General features: G+C 65.0%; 18 protein-coding genes. 6 read left to right on the plus strand and 12 right to left on the minus strand.

Annotation, left to right across the window (positions count from 1 at the left end):
- Positions 1-9: 9 nt before the first annotated feature.
- From AC5Y42_RS17645 to AC5Y42_RS17685, 9 genes are read right to left on the minus strand one after another with little or no spacing between them, the layout of a single operon-like run.
- Positions 10-2,007, minus strand: coding sequence for an FAD-dependent oxidoreductase (locus AC5Y42_RS17645; protein ID WP_499899887.1), 1,998 nt, complete (start codon positions 2,005-2,007; stop codon positions 10-12).
- Positions 2,004-3,083, minus strand: a complete 1,080-nt coding sequence (locus AC5Y42_RS17650; protein ID WP_499899888.1) for an NAD(P)H-dependent amine dehydrogenase family protein — start codon at positions 3,081-3,083, stop codon at positions 2,004-2,006. Before AC5Y42_RS17650 ends, AC5Y42_RS17645 begins: the two co-directional genes overlap by 4 nt.
- Before the next feature lie 4 nt (positions 3,084-3,087).
- Positions 3,088-4,215 (minus strand): NDMA-dependent alcohol dehydrogenase, encoded by a 1,128-nt coding sequence (locus AC5Y42_RS17655; RefSeq protein ID WP_499899889.1) that lies wholly within the window; start codon positions 4,213-4,215, stop codon positions 3,088-3,090.
- Positions 4,216-4,272: 57 nt separating this feature from the next.
- Positions 4,273-4,824, minus strand: coding sequence for a Cif family virulence factor (locus tag AC5Y42_RS17660; RefSeq protein WP_499899890.1), 552 nt, complete (start codon positions 4,822-4,824; stop codon positions 4,273-4,275).
- Entirely contained in the window at positions 4,821-5,027 is a 207-nt protein-coding gene (fdx, locus tag AC5Y42_RS17665) for a ferredoxin Fdx (RefSeq protein ID WP_499899891.1), read from the minus strand. The genes AC5Y42_RS17660 and fdx overlap by 4 nt, the downstream gene beginning before the upstream one ends.
- 2 nt (positions 5,028-5,029) lie before the next feature.
- On the minus strand, positions 5,030-6,394 hold the full coding sequence (gene cyp51, locus AC5Y42_RS17670) for a lanosterol 14-alpha demethylase (RefSeq protein WP_499899892.1): 1,365 nt from the start codon (positions 6,392-6,394) through the stop codon (positions 5,030-5,032).
- On the minus strand, positions 6,391-7,209 hold the full coding sequence (locus AC5Y42_RS17675) for an SDR family oxidoreductase (protein WP_499899893.1): 819 nt from the start codon (positions 7,207-7,209) through the stop codon (positions 6,391-6,393). Before AC5Y42_RS17675 ends, cyp51 begins: the two co-directional genes overlap by 4 nt.
- Positions 7,210-8,412: a cytochrome P450 gene (locus AC5Y42_RS17680; RefSeq protein WP_499899894.1), complete on the minus strand. Its 1,203-nt coding sequence runs from the start codon at positions 8,410-8,412 to the stop codon at positions 7,210-7,212.
- The gene (locus AC5Y42_RS17685) at positions 8,409-9,023 is read right to left on the minus strand and encodes a TetR/AcrR family transcriptional regulator (protein WP_499899895.1); all 615 of its coding nucleotides are present in this window, start codon (positions 9,021-9,023) and stop codon (positions 8,409-8,411) included. The genes AC5Y42_RS17680 and AC5Y42_RS17685 overlap by 4 nt, the downstream gene beginning before the upstream one ends.
- 186 nt (positions 9,024-9,209) lie before the next feature.
- On the opposite strand from AC5Y42_RS17685, the gene AC5Y42_RS17690 reads away from it, so the two are divergent.
- From AC5Y42_RS17690 to AC5Y42_RS17705, 4 genes are read left to right on the plus strand one after another with little or no spacing between them, the layout of a single operon-like run.
- Entirely contained in the window at positions 9,210-10,676 is a 1,467-nt protein-coding gene (locus AC5Y42_RS17690; protein WP_499899896.1) for an aldehyde dehydrogenase, read from the plus strand.
- A gap of 21 nt (positions 10,677-10,697) precedes the next feature.
- Positions 10,698-11,447 carry an SDR family oxidoreductase gene (locus tag AC5Y42_RS17695; protein WP_499899897.1) on the plus strand — a complete coding sequence of 250 codons (750 nt, stop codon included), beginning with the start codon at positions 10,698-10,700 and terminating at the stop codon, positions 11,445-11,447.
- Positions 11,444-12,295, plus strand: coding sequence for an NAD(P)-dependent oxidoreductase (locus AC5Y42_RS17700; RefSeq protein ID WP_499899898.1), 852 nt, complete (start codon positions 11,444-11,446; stop codon positions 12,293-12,295). The genes AC5Y42_RS17695 and AC5Y42_RS17700 overlap by 4 nt, the downstream gene beginning before the upstream one ends.
- An 11-nt stretch (positions 12,296-12,306) precedes the next feature.
- Positions 12,307-12,738, plus strand: coding sequence for a carboxymuconolactone decarboxylase family protein (locus AC5Y42_RS17705; RefSeq protein ID WP_499899899.1), 432 nt, complete (start codon positions 12,307-12,309; stop codon positions 12,736-12,738).
- On the opposite strand, the gene AC5Y42_RS17710 is transcribed toward AC5Y42_RS17705, so the two are convergent.
- Both AC5Y42_RS17710 and AC5Y42_RS17715 read right to left on the minus strand, forming a co-directional pair.
- Positions 12,735-13,328, minus strand: coding sequence for a TetR/AcrR family transcriptional regulator (locus AC5Y42_RS17710; protein WP_499899900.1), 594 nt, complete (start codon positions 13,326-13,328; stop codon positions 12,735-12,737). The genes AC5Y42_RS17705 and AC5Y42_RS17710 overlap by 4 nt on opposite strands.
- On the minus strand, positions 13,328-14,569 hold the full coding sequence (locus AC5Y42_RS17715) for a cytochrome P450 (RefSeq protein ID WP_499899901.1): 1,242 nt from the start codon (positions 14,567-14,569) through the stop codon (positions 13,328-13,330). The genes AC5Y42_RS17710 and AC5Y42_RS17715 overlap by 1 nt, the downstream gene beginning before the upstream one ends.
- Before the next feature lie 124 nt (positions 14,570-14,693).
- On the opposite strand from AC5Y42_RS17715, the gene purD reads away from it, so the two are divergent.
- Positions 14,694-15,962: a phosphoribosylamine--glycine ligase gene (gene purD, locus AC5Y42_RS17720; RefSeq protein WP_499899902.1), complete on the plus strand. Its 1,269-nt coding sequence runs from the start codon at positions 14,694-14,696 to the stop codon at positions 15,960-15,962.
- Here purD and AC5Y42_RS17725 read toward each other — a convergent pair.
- Complete coding sequence (locus AC5Y42_RS17725; protein ID WP_499899903.1) at positions 15,959-17,542, minus strand: gamma-glutamyltransferase family protein; 1,584 nt, start codon at positions 17,540-17,542, stop codon at positions 15,959-15,961. The two genes, purD and AC5Y42_RS17725, sit on opposite strands and share 4 nt — an antisense overlap.
- 72 nt (positions 17,543-17,614) lie before the next feature.
- Here AC5Y42_RS17725 and AC5Y42_RS17730 point away from each other — a divergent pair, with 72 nt between their 5' ends.
- The gene (locus tag AC5Y42_RS17730; RefSeq protein ID WP_499899904.1) at positions 17,615-18,790 is read left to right on the plus strand and encodes a thiolase family protein; all 1,176 of its coding nucleotides are present in this window, start codon (positions 17,615-17,617) and stop codon (positions 18,788-18,790) included.
- The last annotated feature ends 67 nt before the right edge of the window (positions 18,791-18,857 follow it).

Below are 18,857 nucleotides of genomic sequence, written 5' to 3' on the forward strand. Positions count from 1 at the left end.
CTCCAATCATCAAATGGCGCAGGCGGCACGGGCGCCGTCCTCGGTTGCCTTGCGGATCAGTCCCAACCCGGTGCAGTCCCCGGCGGCATGTACTTCGGCGTCGGGCATGGCAGCCACCACTGCGTCGAACACGGCGGTGTCGGGCTCGGGCGTCCCTGCCATGACGACGGTGTCGACAGCCAGCTGACGGGTTGTGCCTCCCGCCGGAGTGAAGACCACCGCGTCGTCAGCGATGCGTTCGACGGCCGCTCGGACGTGCACGGTGACTCCGAGGCGGTCGAGACGATCCATGTGTTCGACTTTGCGCTTGCTGCCCACCTCCGGCGCGATGGACTTGCCGGATTCGAGAATCGACACGAAACGTCCCCTTTTCGCCAGGAATTCGGCGAGTTCCAGGGCGACCAAGTCACCTCCGATGATTGCGACGCGCCGTCCCATCGGCATCCATGCGCGGGTGGCGAATCGGACTGCCTTCGGCGACACCAGCCGCGGTGTCCATTTGGCCAGCATCTGGCGCAACGCCGGTCCGGTCTGCACGTGTGGGAGGTGATCGCCCGGGATCGCCGGGACAACGATGCGGCCGCCGGTGGCCACCACCACCGCGTCCGGTTTCAGCTCGACGACGTCGGTTATCGAAGCAGCCTGGCCCAGCACGACTTTGGTGGTGCTGATCCTGATCTCGTCGCGCAGGTATCGCAGAAACGGCTCGTTCTCCGGATGCAGGATCGCGGCCCAACGTAATGCGCCACCCAGTTGCCCAGCGCGCTCGAACAGCGTGACGCGGTGTCCCCGTTCGGATGCGACACGCGCGGCTTCCAAGCCGGCCGGACCGCCGCCGATCACCACCACCCGCTTGGCGTGCCCGGCCGGCTGGGCAGCCAAGTCGCGTTCTTTACCGGTACGCGGATTGACCGCGCAGTCGACCGAAAACCGCTGTTCCATGGCGTCGATGCAGTTCTCACACGAGATACATGTGCGAATGCGGCGCGCCTGGCCCATCCGGAGCTTTCGCGGCAGCTCAGCGTCGGCGAGCAGTGGCCGCCCCATTGCGATGAAATCGGCGCGACCGTCGGCCAGGATTTCTTCGGCGCGCCCCGGGTTGTGGATGCGGCCGACGGCGATCACCGGTACGTCGACCACCTCTTTGACCGCGGCGGCTGCGCCCACGTTGAGTGCGTCGCCGTCGTCGGCGCCGTTGACCATCTGGGTGACGAGCCGGTCGATCACCCCGCCGCTGACATGGAAGGCGTCGACTCCGGCGGCCGCTAATTCCGGTGCCACCTGTGCGGTTTCGTGAATCGGCCGGCCGCCGGCCACCCGCTCGTATCCGGAGATCCGCAACGTGATCGGCAACGCGTCGCCGACCTCGGAGCGGATTGCCGCCAGTGTCTCCAGCACGATCCGGATTCGGCCGCGCACCGAGTCGCCGCGGTAGTCGTCGGTGCGTCGATTGCGCTGCGGCGCAAGGAACGAGCCCAGCAACATGTAGCCGTGCGCCGCGTGCAGTTCGATGCCGTCGTAGCCGGCTTCGGCGGCGCGACGTATCGCAGCCCTGAACAAGTCGAGTACTTCGGTGAGCTGTCGTGTGCTGATCTCCTCCGAGGGCCGTCCGGTCAGATACGACGGGATCACCGACGGACCCAGTGACGTCACCTGGTGCATTTCCGGTCCCAAGCCGTCGGGCCCGGCGTGCACGATCTGCGGCTGAATCTTGGCGCCGTGCTCGTGCACCGCTTCCACCAGCCTGCGGTGCGCATCGATTGCGGCGTCGGTGCCCAAATGCAAGCCGCCCGGGGTTTCCGGATGCCGAGGGTCAACGCCGGTGGCGCCCACAGTGATCAAGCCAACCTCACCTTGCGCGCGTGCAGCGAAGTAGTCACAGGTGCGCGGCGACGGCAGCCCGTCAGGTGTGCCGTACATCGTCTCCATCGGAGACATCACCAGCCGGTTGCGCAGCATCATGGCACCGATGCGCCCCGGTTGCAGCAGGTTCGGAAAGCGGCTCACCTGCTGAAGGTGCCCGCGAATGCGCGCAACGGCAGATCGGCACTGGTGACGATGCCCGGTGGCGCGCCGACAACCGCCCGGATTGCGTTGAGAGCCGGCAGCCCGGTGACCGTCATGCCGATCGCCGCGAACGCTTCAGACGACGAAAAGTCGGTTCCCGGCTTGGGTAGGATCAAATGCTTGCTGTAGATACACGGATCGCCCTGGATCTTGGTGATGTAGCAGCCCTGAATGTCCCAGTGCGGGTCGGTATGCGGCGTCATCTGCCATTCCAGATGCAACTCCACCCGAGGTACTCCGTCGAGGAGGCCGACGTACTGGAATGCCGCGCCGCCGACCGACCCGGCCGGCAACTGATACCAGCCCAGATCCACATCCTTGGTGCAAGCGCCCAACTCGTAGTTGAACCCGACCTCGTCGAGCGTGATATCGAGACAGTCGGCCATCAGCCGCACCCCGTCCTCGAACACCCGGGTGCCCCGCTCCAGCAGCCGCGGAATCTCCGGATCGTCGACCGGCCGGCCGAAACCGCAATTCGCCCACGTCGGAGCCGAATGGTGACACGACACGTCCACCGATTCGATGCAGGTGACGTTCTCGATATCGGCCACGTCGGCGCTGTGCACGATCGTAAGGATCTGCGCCAGACCAGGGTTCATCCCGGTGCCGTAAAACGTGGAGTTCCCGCGCAGGCATGCCGCCTGCAGCACCTCGGACTCGCTGCGGCCGTCCGGTAAGCGGTGGTTGGTGTCGCGGTGATAGCCCGTGACCCAGTCCGCCGTGGTGACGACGTTGATCCCGGCCGCCAGCACCTGCTCGTAGAGCGACAAATCCGGCCATACGCCGTGGAAGGTGACGCAGTCCGGCCGGGCCGCGATGATGTCGTCGACCGTCGTGGTGGCGGTCACCCCGATCGGCTCGATACCGGCGATTTCCCCGGCGTCGCGGCCCACTTTGCCCGGCGAATAGCAATGCAATCCGACCAGTTCCAGATCAGGGCGGCGGGCGATCCGTTTGACCATCTCGGTCCCGACGTTCCCGGACGCCACCTGGAACACCCGCAGCGGGCCGGTCATGTCGCTACCGATCGTCGTCGGTGTAGCGGATGACGCCGCGAATGTTCTTGCCGTCCAGCATGTCCTGGTAGCCGTCGTTGATCTGCTCGAGCTTGTACTGCCGGGTGATCATGTCATCGAGGTTGAGCTTGCCCACTTTGTACATCGACAGCAGCTGCGGGATGTCGTATTGCGGGTTGCCGCCACCGAAGATGGTGCCCTGCAGGTTCTTTTGCATCAGCGACAACATCGCCAGGTTCAGCGTCACCTGGGTGTCCAGCAGGCTGCCGATCGCGGTCAGCACACAGGTGCCGCCTTTGGCGGTGATGTTCAGGTAGTTGTCGACATCGACGCCATGCAGTTCGCCGACGGTGATGATCACCTTCTTGGCCATCAAGCCGGCGGTGACCTCCATGATGCCCAGCAGCGCGGCTTCGATGTCCGGATAGACGTGAGTGGCACCGAATTTCAGCGCCTGGTCGCGTTTCCACTCCACCGGGTCGACCGCGAAGATGTAGCGGGCACCGGCGTTGACCGCACCCTGCAGCGCTGCCATGCCGACGCCGCCGATACCGACGATCGCGACGTCGTCGCCGGGGCGGATGTCGGCGGTCCGGGTTGCCGAACCGTAGCCGGTGGTCACACCGCAGCCCACCAGGCAGGCCACTTCGAACGGGATCGACGGGTCGATCTTCACCACCGAACTCCTGTGCACCACCATGTACGGCGAGAACGTCCCCAACAGTGTCATCGGGTAGACGTCTTGGCCGCGGGCCTGAACGCGGAAGCTGCCGTCGGTCACTGATGCGCCGTTCAGCAGCCCGGCACCCAGATCACAGAGGTTGCGCATGCCGGCCTGACAGGTTGGACACTTCCCGCAGGACGGGATGAAGGACAGCACCACGTGGTCGCCGACCGCGAAGTCTTCGACGCCCTCGCCCACTTCGACCACAATGCCCGCGCCCTCGTGGCCGCCGAGCACCGGGAACCCGGCCATCGGGATGCCGCCCGTCACCAGGTGGTGGTCGGAGTGGCACATCCCCGACGCTTCCATCTGGATTTTGACTTCGTCCTTGCGCGGGTCGCCGATCTCGATTTCCTCGACCGACCACGGCTGGTTGAACTCCCAGAGCAGCGCGCCCTTTGTTTTCACCGCGAACCTGCTTTCAGCTTGTTTGTCAGGACTCGAGCGTCAGCGTAGTGACGTGGCTCACCACAGCGGTACCGGGGTCTTTCCAAGCGGGTAGTAGCCGGGCAGCTTCTCACCGGCCAGGCTGCGCTCGATCCGCTTCTGCATGCCCGCCGACAGTTTTCCGGCCTTCATCAGGTCCATGTACAGCGTCTGGACATGGCCGAAGTCGAAGAAGTCGCGCTGCCACTCGATGAGTTTGTCGGCGCCCAGCCGAAACCAGCTGCCGCCGATGCCGTAAATCTCCTGTTGACCGCCGCCGCCGTCGACCACTACTTGTTTCCAGAAGCCGACGATTTCGCCCTGCTGGTCGTCGATGATCACCTTTTGATACGGGTACTGCCAGTTCTCCAGACCCTGCATCTCCAGGCCGAGCGCGATGTCGCGGATCTCGTCGATGCCGACGCACATCACGTCTTCTTTCGGGCCGATATTCCAGCCGTAGGTCGCCTCGGGGGCGTAGAAGTCTGCCAGCGGCTTCCAGTCGCCTGACTTCTCGCAGTCTTTGTTGGCCTGAAGCCAGGCCTGCACCCACTGTTCGAGTTCAGCACGGGAAAATCCGGCCACCGTCATTCTCCTGTCTCCTGGATCGATAGGGCTTGAGTCGGGCAGGCCCACACGGCTTGCTCGATTTGTCGGCGGGCCGCTTCGGGCGGCTCGTCGTCGAGGATTTCGACTTGTCCGCGGTTGGGCACCCGGAAGTAGTCGGGGGCCTCCAGTTCGCACATCGCGTGTCCCTGGCACAGGTCGAGGTCGGCCTTCACGTGATAGCCCATCATCAGTCCCCGGCGCGACGGCGGTAGCGCACTTTGGCAGGTTGGGCCAGCTGCACCACCATTTTGGAATGGTCGTTGCGATAGCTATTCGACGGCTGGGCCATCTCGAACTCGTACTCGCGCAACAATACCGAGAAGATGGCCTTGATTTGCATAGTGGCGAATGCCGCCCCCACGCACCGATGTCGCCCTGCGCCGAACGGAATCCAGGTCCAGCGGTTGATCAGATCTTCCTGGCGTGGCTCGTCATAACGTTCGGGCACGAAGTCGTCCGGGTCGGGGAAGTCCTCGGGGATCCGGTTGGAGATTGCCGGTGATGCGGCGACGAAATCGCCTCGGTGAATCGGGTGGCCTGCCACCTCGAATTCGCCATGAGCCACTCGCATCAGGATGATCAGCGGCGGATGCAGCCGCAACGTCTCCTTCAGCACGTTCTCCAGCCTCGGAATCTGGCGCAGCGCATGGAAACTCACCGATTGGCCATCAGCGTAGAGCTCACCGAGTTCCTTGATCACGCCCGCGTAGACATCCGGGTGGCGCATCAACTCGATCAGCGTCCACGACGCGGTACCCGAACTGGTGTGATGACCGGCGAACATCAGCGAGATGAACATCCCGGTGACCTCGTCGGCGGAAAACCGCGGGTTGCCGTCGTCGTCCTTGATCGACACCAGCACGTCGAGCATGTCCCGATCCGCCTTGTCGGCAGGCGGATTGGCCATTCGGCCGTTCATGATCTCCTGAACCAACGCCACCAACCCTATCCGAGCTTCGTCGCGACGACGGAAGCTGTCGATTGGCAGGTACGGATCGACGTAACACAACGGGTCGGTCCCGCGTTCGAGTTCGTGGTAGAGGTGCGCGAACCGGGCATCGAGTTGCTCGCGGAACTTCGGTCCGATCAGGCATGCAGTCGAGGTGTAGATGGTCAGCTCGGCGAAGAAGTCCAGCAGATCGATCTCGCCGCTGTCACCCCAGTTCTCGATCATCCGGCGCACTTCGCGCTCGATGGTGACGGCATGGCTTTTCATGTGCTCGCCACGCAGCGCGGAGTTGTGCAGCATCTCCTTTCGCCGCTCGGGGCTGGCGTCGAACACCACGCCCGTGCCGAAGATCGGTGTCATGAACGGATACGCCTCGGCCTGGTCGAGGTCGTCGTCGCTGGACCGGAAGAAGAATTCGTTGGCCTCCGCACCGGAGAGCAACACCACCTGCTTGCCGGCCAGCTGGAACCAGCCGACGTCGCCGCACTCGTCGCGCACGCGTTGCATCAGGCCGATCGGGTCGGTGCGGAACTCCTCGAGGTGGCCGTGCTCCTCCTGGCCGCCCGACACTCGTGGAACATCTTTGAGCTCTGGGCTTGTCACGGTTCCTCCGGGTACTTCAGTTGCTGACGTTCGGCGGGCGCGCTGGACAGCGGCGCCTCGGGTTGAATCTCCATCGACGTGACGAACCCACCGCGCGGTGTCTCGGCGACGAACGCGATTGCGCGGGCCAAGTCCGACGGGCGCAGGAAGTAGTCGTGGCGGGCTTGCCCCCATTTGGCCCAGTCCTCGAGCATCGGCCCGATCGATTCGGGCGGCAGGCTCCAGCCCATGCCGGTCTTCGTCGGGCCCGGATGCACGATCGAAGCACGCACCCCGCTGCCCTCCAGCTCCATCTGCAGGTTGGTCACCATGGCCAGCAACGCTGCCTTGGCCGCGCCGTAGGCGCCCATGTGCGGACGCTGGCGCAGCGCGACGTCGGACCCGACGAAAATCAGATCACCGCGCTGGCGTTCCAACATTCCGGGCAGCACCGCGGTAGCCAACCGATTGGCGCCGATGAGGTGGATCTGCACCTGCGATTCGAAGACGTCGGTGCTGATCTCGTCCAGCCGGCCGAAGAAGGTGTCACCGGCGCCGGTGATCAGCACCTCGATGTCGCCGAGCTGTTCGGTCGCTTGGTGGACGAAGCCCTTGACCGACTCGGGGTCGGTGACATCGAGGTGCAGCGCGACGGCCTCGCCGCCGTGTGCTTGGATCTCGTCGACCAGCTCCTGGCATTTCTCGACACGGCGGGCGCCTAGCGCTACTGGGAAGCCGCGACCGGCGAGCTCGACAGCGGTGGCGGCACCGATGCCGGACGACGCACCGGCGACGATGGCGGGCCGACGTGCCGGGTGTGGTTGGAAGCGAGGCATTTACATGGTCTCCACGGTGATCGGCAGACAGGCGAATCCCCGTACGTTGCTGGAGTGGACGCGCACGGCGTTCGCCTCGTCCACCTGATAGCCACGGATCCGGTTCAACAGTTCGGTAAGTGCTACTCGCGCCTCCATCCGGGCCAGATGTGCGCCCAGGCAGAAGTGCGCGCCACTGCCGAAACTGACCAGCTTGGAGCCGATCTCGCGGCCGATGCGGTACTCGTCGGGCTGGTCGAAGACCCGGTCGTCGCGGTTGGCCGAACCCGGCAGCAACAGCAGCGTGTCACCTTCGGACAGCGTGGTCTCATACAGCGTGAGCTCGCCGGCCACGCTGCGGGCCAGGATCTGACTGGAGGTGTCATACCGCAGCGTTTCCTCCACCCACAGCGGGATCTTGGAATGGTCGGCGTACACGCTCGCCAGCTGGTCGGGATTCTGGAAACCCCAATACGCGGCGTTGGCCAGCAATTTGGTCGTCGTCTCGTTGCCGGCGACCACCATCAAGAACAGGAAAGCCATGATCTCCTGGTCGCTGAGGCGATCCCCGTCGATCTCGGCTTCCAGCAGGGCCGACGTCAAATCCTGCGACGGCTTCTTGCGTCGCTGGGCGACCATGTCGGCGTAGTAGACCATCAGGTCGGCCGATGCCTGGATCGCCGATGCCGGGACATCGGCCAGACCGTCGTCGCGGTGCATCACGCCGTCAGCCAGCTCGCGGATGCGGGCACGGTCCGGCTCGGGCACGCCCATCAGTTCGGAGATGACGTCCATCGGCAGCTTGCCGGCGAATTCGGCGACGAAGTCGAAGCTTTCAGACTGCAGTGCGGTGTCGAGGTGCATGCGCGCCAGCTCGATCACCCGCGGTTCGAGTTCACGGATCCGGCGCGGGGTGAAACCCTTGGACACCAGCGTGCGCAGCCGGAGGTGGCCGGGGTCGTCCATCGCCAGAAACGACATCACCTTGTGCGCGTCCGGGGTGCGCGAAACCGGATCCAGGGACACGCCATAGGAATTCGACAGCGCGATGCTGTTGCGGAAGCCCTGCAGCACATCGCCGTGGCGCGACAACGCCCAGAACTTCAACTCGTCGTTGCGGTACAGCGGGGCTTCGTCTCGCAGCCGCCGGTAGTACGGGTACGGATCTTCGTGGAAGTCGTAGTCGTAGGGATCGAGTAAAAGCTCGGGCGACTGTACGGTCATCGGCTTTCTCCCAAGATCAGACCCACCACGTAGGCCAGCCGATCGGCGATCTGGTGGTAGGTGAAGGCGCCGCTGCCGGCGTTGACCAGCGCGCCGAAGAAAGTCATCTCGAGTGCCGAAACCGTGCGGGGATCGGCATCCGGGCCGATCGCCGACGTGATGCGGCGATGGATCTCCGCGCCGATGCGATCGCGCACGGTACGGACCGCAGCGTCGGCGCCGCCGCCGCCGAGCAGCGCCGTCGTGCATGCCGCCGCGACTTCGGGCTCGTCGGCGACGACCAACGCCAGATGTCGCAGCGCCTTGTCCACCCGCACCGGCATCGGATCGTTGACATCGGTGAAGTAGGGCACCTGACGCACCAGGTCGAGGTAGACCTCGGCGATCAGATGGTTCTTCGACGAGAAGTACGTGTACGCGGTCGCCGGGGCCACTTTGGCCCGCGCGGCCACCGTGCGGACGGTCAAATCGGCGTAGGACTTCTCTCGCAGGACTTCGACCCCGGCGGCCAAGACCTTACGGAACGTCTCTTCTTGCCGACGGTTGCGCGGCGTCTCCCCGGTCGGGCGGTCACGATCCGGCGTGATCGCTACCACTACATCGCTAGACACTTGTCCAAGTTATCCGACGGACGCGCCATCAGGCAAGCCCGTCCCATAAAACAGCAGCATGAAGTGCCGTAGAACCATGGTGCGATCGTCGTGCCCAGCCGGCCCTTGCACCTTGCGCAGCCGGACCGCTATGGTTCGACTGGATTATTCCGGACAACTGTCCACCGTAGAAGGCGGGATCAAACGATGGCATTACTGGCCGACGGAGTCAGCGCTCTGCTCATCGACGGCAAGTTGGCGCCCGGCAGCGCGGGCACCTTCCCGACCATCAACCCGGCCACCGAGGAATTGTTGGGAACGGCGGCCGACGGCAATGCCGACGACATGGGCCGAGCCGTCGAAGCGGCGCGCCGCGCCTTCGACGAGACCGATTGGTCACGCAACACCGAGTTGCGCGTGCGGTGCGTGCGCCAATTGCGTGACGCGATGCGCGAACACGTCGAGCAACTGCGTGACATCACGATCGCCGAGGTCGGGGCGCCGCGCATGCTCACCGCCAGCGCCCAACTCGAAGGGCCGGTCGACGACCTCGCATTCAGCGCGGACACCGCCGAGTCCTACCCGTGGCACCAGGATCTCGGCGAGGCGTCTCCAATGGGCATCCCCACCCGCCGCACGATCGCGCGGGAAGCCGTCGGCGTCGTCGGTGCCATCACCCCGTGGAACTTCCCACACCAGATCAACCTCGCCAAGCTCGGGCCTGCGCTGGCCGCGGGCAACACCGTCGTGTTGAAGCCCGCGCCCGACACCCCATGGTGCGCAGCGGTATTGGGAGAACTCATCACCGAGCACACCGACTTTCCGCCCGGTGTGGTCAACATCGTCACCTCCAGCGACCACAGCGTCGGTGCTCTGTTGGCGAAAGACCCACGGGTGGACATGGTTACGTTCACCGGCTCAACGGCCACCGGCCGCAGCGTGATGGCTGACGCTGCCGCCACCATCAAGAAGGTCTTCCTGGAACTGGGCGGCAAATCGGCGTTTGTCGTGCTCGACGACGCCGACATGGCCGGCGCCGCTTCGGTGTCGGCGTTCTCGGCCTGCATGCATGCCGGGCAGGGCTGCGCAATCACCACCCGGCTGGTCGTGCCGCGAGCCCGCTACGACGAGGCGGTCGCCATCGCGGCGGGCACCATGTCGTCGATCAAGCCCGGCGATCCGACCGATCCAGGGACCATCTGCGGTCCGCTGATCTCGGCACGCCAGCGCGACCGGGTACAAAGCTACCTGGATCTGGCTGTGGCAGAAGGCGGTTCGTTCGCATGCGGTGGCAGCCGACCGGCAGACAGGACAGCCGGCTTCTTCATCGAGCCGACGGTGATCACCGGGCTGGGCAACGACGCACGGGTGGCGCGCGAGGAGATTTTCGGGCCGGTGCTCACCGTCATCGCCCACGACGGCGACGACGACGCGGTGCGGATCGCCAATGACTCGCCATACGGACTGTCGGGCACCGTGATGAGCGCCGACCCGGACCGCGCCGCCGCGGTGGCGTCCCGCATGCGGGTCGGCACGGTCACCGTCAACGGCGGTGTCTGGTACTCGGCCGACGCCCCGTTCGGCGGCTACAAGCAATCCGGTAACGGCCGCGAGATGGGCCTGGCGGGCTTCGAGGAGTATCTCGAGACCAAGCTTATAGCTGTCGGGGTCTAACACCCGGCTAGAGAGGGAAGTATGAGATTCGAGAACAAGGTGGCAATCGTCACCGGTTCCGGTGGCGGCATCGGTCAGGCGTATGTCGAGGCGCTGGCTCGTGAAGGCGCGGCGGTTGTGGTGGCCGACATCAACGCCGAGGCTGCCGAGGGCGTGGCCAAACAGATCACCGCCGACGGCGGCACGGCCATCAGCATTCCCGTCGACGTCTCCGACCCGGCTTCGGCCAAGGCAATGGCTGACCGAACGCTGTCCGAGTTTGGCGGTATCGACTATCTGGTGAACAACGCCGCGATATTCGGGGGCATGAAGTTGGATTTCCTGCTCACCATTGACCCGGAGTACTACAAGAAGTTCATGAGCGTCAACCTCGACGGCGCCCTGTGGTGCACCCGCGCGGTGTACAAGAAGATGGCCAAGCGCGGCGGCGGCGCAATCATCAACCAATCGTCGACCGCGGCCTGGCTCTACTCGAACTTCTACGGCCTGGCCAAGGTCGGCATCAATGGTTTGACCCAACAACTTTCGCGGGAACTGGGTGGCCAGAACATCCGGATCAACGCCATTGCGCCGGGCCCCATCGACACCGAGGCCAACCGGACCACGACCCCCAAAGAGATCGTGGACGATATCGTCAAGGGCCTCCCGCTGCCCCGGATGGGAACTCCCGATGATCTGGTCGGCATGTGCCTGTTCCTGCTATCCGACCAGGCCTCCTGGATCACCGGCCAGATCTTCAATGTCGACGGCGGACAGATTTTCCGATCATGACCAACGATTTAAGGCTGGGCTACATCGGGCTGGGCAACATGGGGGCGCCGATGGCCAAGCGGCTGGTCGGCTGGCCCGGCGGGCTCACGGTCTTTGACGTGCGGACCGAAGCGATGACACCGCTGGCCGAGGCCGGCGCCACATTGGCCGACAGCGTGGCCGACATCGCGGCCGCCGATCTCATCAGCGTCACCGTGCTCAACGACGAGCAGGTCCGCGAGGTCGTCGCCGAGCTGGCGGCCAACGCAAAGCCGGGTACCGTCATCGCGATCCACTCGACGATCAGTGACACAACAGCTGTCGAATTGGCCGAAGAGCTGAAGTCGCAAGACATTCACATCGTCGACGCCCCGGTCAGTGGTGGCGCTGGTGCCGCCGAGAAGGGCGAACTGGCCACCATGGTGGGCGCCGAACGCGAGGTGTACGAGCGGATCAAACCGGCGTTCAAGCAATGGGCATCAATGGTCATCCACGCCGGGAAGCCGGGTGCGGGCACCCGAATGAAGCTGGCCCGCAATATGTTGACGTTCACCTCCTACGCCGCGGCGTGTGAAGCGATGAAACTCGCCGAGGCGGCCGGGCTGGATCTGCAGGCGCTGGGCCGAGTGGTGCGACACACCGACGCGCTCACCAGCGGTGCCGGCGCGATCATGGTCCGGGATGACATGAAACCCATTGAGGCAGAAAACTTCCTGTACCAGCCGTTCCTGCATGCCCGCGAACTCGGCGAGAAAGATCTGAGCCTGGCACTGGGGTTGGGCGAGGCGGTGTCGGTGGAGCTGCCGCTGGCCAAGGTGGCACTTCAGCGGCTAGCCACCGACCTCGGCGTGCCGCACACGTCGGACTGATTGGAGACGTCATGGACGAGTTACGCCGCAAGGGCCTCGAGAAAATGAACGAGGTTTACGGCTGGGAAATGCCCAACATCGAGGGCGACGCCTACTTCGACCTGACCGTCGATCACCTGTTCGGCAGCATTTGGACCCGGCCGGGATTGTCGATGCGCGACAAGCGCATTATGACGTTGACGGCGGTGACCGCAATCGGAAACCGCGACCTGGCCGAGATCCAGATCAACGCCGCACTGCTCAATGGAGAGCTCACCGAGACCGAACTGAAGGAGATGGCGGTCTTTTTGACCCACTATCTGGGCTTCCCGCTTGGCTCGGCACTCAACGGCGCGGTCGACACCACCGTGGCAAAGCGCAAGAAGGCCGCCGCCAAAGGCGCCTCCGAGGACAAAAAGGCCAACGTCGACGACGCGGTGCGGATGCACCAGGGCAAGGGCTAACCCGCTACCGTCGCGCCGACCCAGCGGCGCAGGTATCGGCGAAGCTCGCCGTCGCGCCGGGGCGGGCGTCCGGGATCGATCACGAACGACTGAATGATCCGCAGCAAATGTTCGCCCAGTTCAGCCACGTCGTTATCGGTCAAACCCGCTGCAGCCCAATCGACATCGAATCGTCGCAACATCGCATTAGCGAACTGCAGAGCCACCTCGGACGTGACATCGGCGGTGAAAGCGTTGCCACGGTCGTCGGCGAGCAATAGGCCGATGTGTTTGTCGCTGGGCAGCCACTCCAGGGCCGTGGCGATTCCTTCGGTTACCGCTTCCACCGGGTCGGTGATGCCCGACACGTGTGCCGCCAACCGGTCCAGAAAGCCGGCGGCCGCCTGGGTGGCCGCCGCGCGCAGCAGCGCGTCGGTGCTCGGAAAGTAGCGGTAGACGGTTTGTCGCGTCACACCCAGCGTGCGGGCCACATCAGCGATGCTGATGTCGGCGCCGCGCGCATCGATGGCCTGGCTCGCTGCGGCCAGGATCCGTGCGACGGCCTCCTCGTCGCTAGTCGGGGCTGCGCCGCCCCAGCCGTGCGTGCGCACTAGCCGTGATACGAGACGTGCAGATCCTTGACGCCGTTGATCCAGCCGGACCGAAGCCGTTGGGGCTCTGTCAATTTGCTGATGTCTGGTATCTGGTTGGCGATCTCGTCGAAAATCAGCCGAATCTCCATGCGGGCCAGGTTTGCGCCGATGCAGTAGTGCGTTCCTTGCCCGCCGAATGCCAGATGCGGGTTGGGGTTGCGCAGAACGTTGAACTCAAACGGCTTGTCGAAAACGTCTTCGTCGTAGTTGGCCGAGCTGTAGAACAGGCCGACACGCTGACCCTGTTTGATCGCCACGCCGCCAATCTCGGTGTCCACTTTGGCGGTGCGCTGGAAACAATGCACGGGCGTCGCCCAGCGCACGATCTCGTCGACCGCGGTTTCGGGCCGGTCGCGCTTGAAGATCTCCCACTGTTCTGGGTTTTCGGCAAAAGCATTGATGCCGTGCGTCATGGCGTTCCGGGTGGTCTCGTTGCCGGCCACCGCCAGCAGGATCACGAAGAACGCGAACTCGGTCTCGCCCAGCGACTCCCCGTCGACGTCGGCCTCGATCAACTTGGTGACGATGTCGTCAGCCGGGCAGCGCCGGCGCTCCTCGGCCATCGTGTAGGCGTAGCCCATCAATTCGGCGTTGGCCATCGCGTAATCGGTTTCGAAGTCCGGGTCGTCGGTGTTCATGATCGCGTTGGTCCAGTGGAACAACTTTTCCCGATCGTCTTCGGGAACCCCGATCAGATCCGCGATCGCCAGCAACGGTAGTTCCATCGCGATGTCGTCGACGAAGTTGCCGCTGTCCTTCTCGGCGGCGGCCTTGACGATGTCGTGGGCTGCCGAGGCCAGCTTCTCCTCCAAGACCGCGACCGACCGTGGAGTGAACAGCCGGGACACCAGCTTGCGCAGCCGGGTGTGCTCTGGTGGGTCGTGGTTGATCAGCAGCGCCTTGGTGAGTTCGAGCTGGTCGCGCGTCGTGCCGTCGGGTAGCCGCATCACGGCACCGTTCACATTCGTCGACCACACATCGTTGTCCCGGGAGATGTCCTTGATGTGCTGGTGCTTGCTGATCACCCAATAGCCGCCGTCGTCGAAGATCGTCGCGCCCGGCGGCTGCTCGTTCCACCACACCGGCGCGGTCTTGCGCAGCTGGGCGAACTCGGCGATCGGAATCCCGCGCAGCAGGACGTCCGGATCGGTGAAGTCGAAGCCGGCCCCGAACGGGCAGGCACTTTGCGTCGTGGTCACCTGACACCACCCTTCATGCGTGACGTGAACCACATTTGTACTAGACCATACACTCCAGCGTCAAGTGTATGGCCGCCGGATTCCGGTCCGGCGGGTCCATGTCACTCGGCTAAGGTGAGGTTTCGTGCGTGTCCTGGTGATCGGCTCAGGTGCCCGTGAACATGCGCTGCTCCTGGCGCTCCGCGACGACCCCGAGGTTGACGCGCTGGCCATTGCGCCGGGAAACGCCGGCACCGCTGCGCTGGCCGACCAGCACGAAGTTGACATCACCTCTGGCGACGATGTCGTCGCGCTGGCCCGGCAGGTTGCGGCCGACCTGGTGATTATCGGCCCGGAGGTCCCGCTGGTGCTCGGGGTGGCCGACACTCTCCGTGACGCGGGCATCGCCTGTTTCGGCCCCAGCAAGGACGCGGCGCGGATCGAGGGCTCGAAGGCGTTCGCCAAAGATGTGATGGCCGCCGCCGGCGTGCGCACAGCTTCGAGTGAGATCGTGGACAACCCCGCGCATTTGGATGCGGCACTGGATCGGTTCGGGCCGACGGCCGGCAACCGAGCCTGGGTCGTCAAAGACGACCGATTGGCTGCCGGTAAAGGCGTAGTGGTCACGGCGGACCGCAGCATGGCGCGTGCCCACGCGGCCAGTCTGCTCGAGGCCGGCCACCCTGTGCTGCTGGAGTCCTACCTGGACGGCCCCGAGGTTTCGCTGTTCTGCGTGGTCGACGGCACAACCGTGGTTCCGTTGCTGGCCGCGCAGGACTTCAAGCGAGTCGGTGACGGCGATACCGGGCCCAATACCGGCGGTATGGGCGCTTACGCGCCGCTGCCCTGGCTGTCCGACGACGTTTATCGCGATATGGTCACCCGAATCGTGGAACCCGTTGCGGCGGAACTAGTCCAGCGTGGAAGCCCCTTCACGGGATTGTTGTACGCCGGTCTGGCAATCACCGCGAACGGGCCCGCGGTGATCGAATTCAATTGCCGCTTCGGCGATCCCGAGACGCAATCGGTGCTGGCGCTGCTGGAATCACCGTTGGGGCAACTGCTTTATGCAGCAGCCACCGGTGAGCTGGCCGGCTACGGGGAACTGCGCTGGCGGGATGGTGCGGCGGTGACGGTGGTGTTGGCAGCGGAGAATTATCCGGGCCGGCCGCGACTCGGCGACGTCATTGTCGGGGCCGACGCAGACGGCGTGTTGCATGCCGGAACGGCCCGCCGCGACGACGGCGCGGTGGTCTCGTCGGGCGGCCGGGTTCTCTCGGTTGTGCGCATCGGCGCCGACCTGGACGCCGCACGCGCGGCCGCCTACGACGCCTTGGGTTCAATTCGGTTGCCCGGTAGTCACTTTCGCACCGACATCGGCCTGGCGGCCGCCCAGGGTAGGGTCCGCGCCTAAAACCCTGCCGCTTGGCCGTCGCGGCGCGGATCGCTCACCGCCAGATAGCCGTCGTCGAGTCGCCAGATGGCTTGGCAGCTGCCGAACTGGTTGTAGTCGTCAACGACCGCCAACTCGTGGCCACGGCGCTGCAGTTCACTGAGGGTGGACGGCGGAAAACCCTGCTCGCAGCTCACCTGCATGCCCTGCAGCCAGCGGAACCGGGGGCCATCGCAAGCCGCCTGGGGGTTCTGGCCGTGGTCGACGATGCGGACGATAAGTTGCAGATGACCCTGCGGCTGCATGGTTCCGCCCATGACCCCGAAGCTCATGACCGGAGCACCGTTTTTGGTCATAAAGGCGGGGATAATCGTATGGTAGGGACGCTTATTCGGCCCAACCCGGTTCGGATGTCCCGGCGTCGCAACGAAACCCACGCCGCGGTTCTGCAACGAGATCCCGGTGCCCGGCACCACCACACCGGACCCGAATCCCATGTAGTTCGACTGGATCATCGAGACCATCATCCCCGCGGTATCGGCCGCCGTGAGATACACCGTGCCGCCTTTTGGCGCGTCGGCGTTGACAGGTTGGGCCTGCTTGCGGTCGATCATCCTCGCCCGGTCTGCCAGATACTCCTCGTCGAGCAGGCTCTCCGGACGTAACGGCATGTGGTCGATGTCGCCGACGTAAGCCTGAGTATCGGCGAAGGCGAGCTTCATCGCTTCGATCTGCAGATGCACACTGTCGGCGGAATCGGCTGGCAAGGCGGACATGTCGAATTGCTCGAGGATGCCGAGCGCGATCAATGCGGCGATCCCCTGACCGTTGGGCGGGATCTCGTGGATGGTGTAGCCGCGGTAGTCGCGGCTGATGGTGCCCACCCAGTCGGCTCGGTGGGCAGCCAGGTCGCTGACCCGCATCGCACCGCCGTGGGCCGTCGCATGCGCCTCGAGTTGAGCCGCCAGTTCTCCGCGATAGAACGCCTCGCCGTTGCTGGCCGCGATCTTCTCCAGCGTGGCCGCAAGATCGGGAAAGCTGACAGCCTCGCCGGGGCCCGGTGCGCGGCCTCCGGGCATGAAGTACTGCGCAAACCCGGCCTGGGACTTGAAGAATGGGAGCTGCATCGCCCAGTGCGCCGCCACCGTCGGCGACACCAGAAAACCTTCGCGGGCATAGGAGATTGCCGGCTCGAAGAGCCGGTCAAACGGTAGTTTCCCGAACTGGGCGTGCAATTCGGTCCACGCTGACACCGCCCCGGGGACGGTCACCGAGTTCCAGCCGAATGCGGGAACACCGTTGCCGCCGAAGTACTCCGGCGTCCACGCCGCAGGAGAGCGACCCGACCCGTTCAACCCGTGCAGCCGATCGCCGTCCCAGACGATCGCGAAGGCGTCCGACCCGACGCCGTTGGATACCGGTTCCACCACGGTGAGGCTGATGGCCGCGGCCACGGCCGCATCCACCGCGCTACCGCCGTCGGCCAGTATCCGAAGTCCGGCCTGCGCGGCCAACGGCTGTGATGTGCACACCACGTTGCGCGCCAAGACGGGCTTGCGCGGCCAGTCGTAGGGCAAGTCCCAACCGAAGGGCACGGTCACTGTGCGATCGTAAGCCTCGCGGCGGTGCCCAGGTTATCGTTGCCAATACGGTAGTTGTTACCATTGCTGACTATGCCCAAGCCCGTTATCGTCAGCGCCGTCCGGACTGCAATTGGGACGTCCTTTAAAGGCTCGCTGGTCAACACTCCCGCCGAAGTGCTCGCCACCACCGTGCTGGCCGAAGCAGTCCGGCGATCCGGTGTCGAGCCAGCTGTCATCGATGACGTGATTTTTGCCGAGTCGCATTACGGCGGTGGCGATTTGGCACGTTACGCGGCTGCCGCCTCGGAAATGGTCTCGGTGCCCGGCCAGGCCGTCAACCGGCATTGTGCAGGCAGTCTGACCGCAGTCGCAAACGCCGCCGCCCACATCGGTTCGGGTGTCGAGCGGGTAGTGGTGGGCGGCGGAGTGCAGTCGTTGTCGACAGGTCCTCTGATGAACTGGCGCATCCCGGGCCCAAGCCTGGAGTTCGAGGAGCGGTGGATGCCGCCGACCCACGTCGAGACGCCCGATGCGCCCACCCGCGACATGTCCATCACGGTGGGCTGGAACACCGCACAAGCCGTCGGTATCACTCGGCAAGAGATGGACGCCTGGGCGCTGCGGTCACACCAGCGTGCGGTCGCGGCGATCGACGGTGGTGCGTTCGTCGACGAGATCGTGCCGCTGAAAATTCAAGGACCTCAGGATGCGCTCGTGGAGTTCAGTGTCGACGAGCATCCGCGCCGCGACACGAGTCTGGAGAAGTTGGCGTCACTGAAGGTGTTGCACCCCGAGATCGAGGGTTTCTCCGTCACCGCCGGTAACAGCAGCGGCACCAACGACGCAGCAGCCGCTTTGACCCTGGCCGACGACGGCTTTGCCCGCTCGGCCGGGCTGACCGTGCTGGGGACGGTCAAGACGTGGGCATCGGTCGGCGTCCAACCCCGGGACACCGGACTGGGGGCGGTCCGGGTGATCGGCAAAGTGCTCGACCGCGCCGGGCTGTCGCCCGCCGACGTCACGCTGTGGGAGATCAACGAGGCGTTCGCGTCAGTCCCGATCGCGGCGTGCCGTGAGTACGGTCTCGACGAGGATCGGGTCAACATCTACGGCAGCGGGTGCAGCCTGGGCCATCCGATCGCGGCCACTGGCGCGCGGATGCTGACCACGCTGGTGCACGAATTAGGCCGTCGCGGTGGCGGGATCGGGGTGGCCGCGATGTGCGCGGGCGGTGGCCAGGGCGGCGCGGTCGTCATCGAGGTGTAATCGGCCGCCGCGAGCGACTTTGAGTGTGCGTCCAGGGCGGCGGTCATCGGCGCGGCTTCAAGGGATA

It is taken from the genome of Mycobacterium sp. NGS48 (assembly GCF_059812585.1).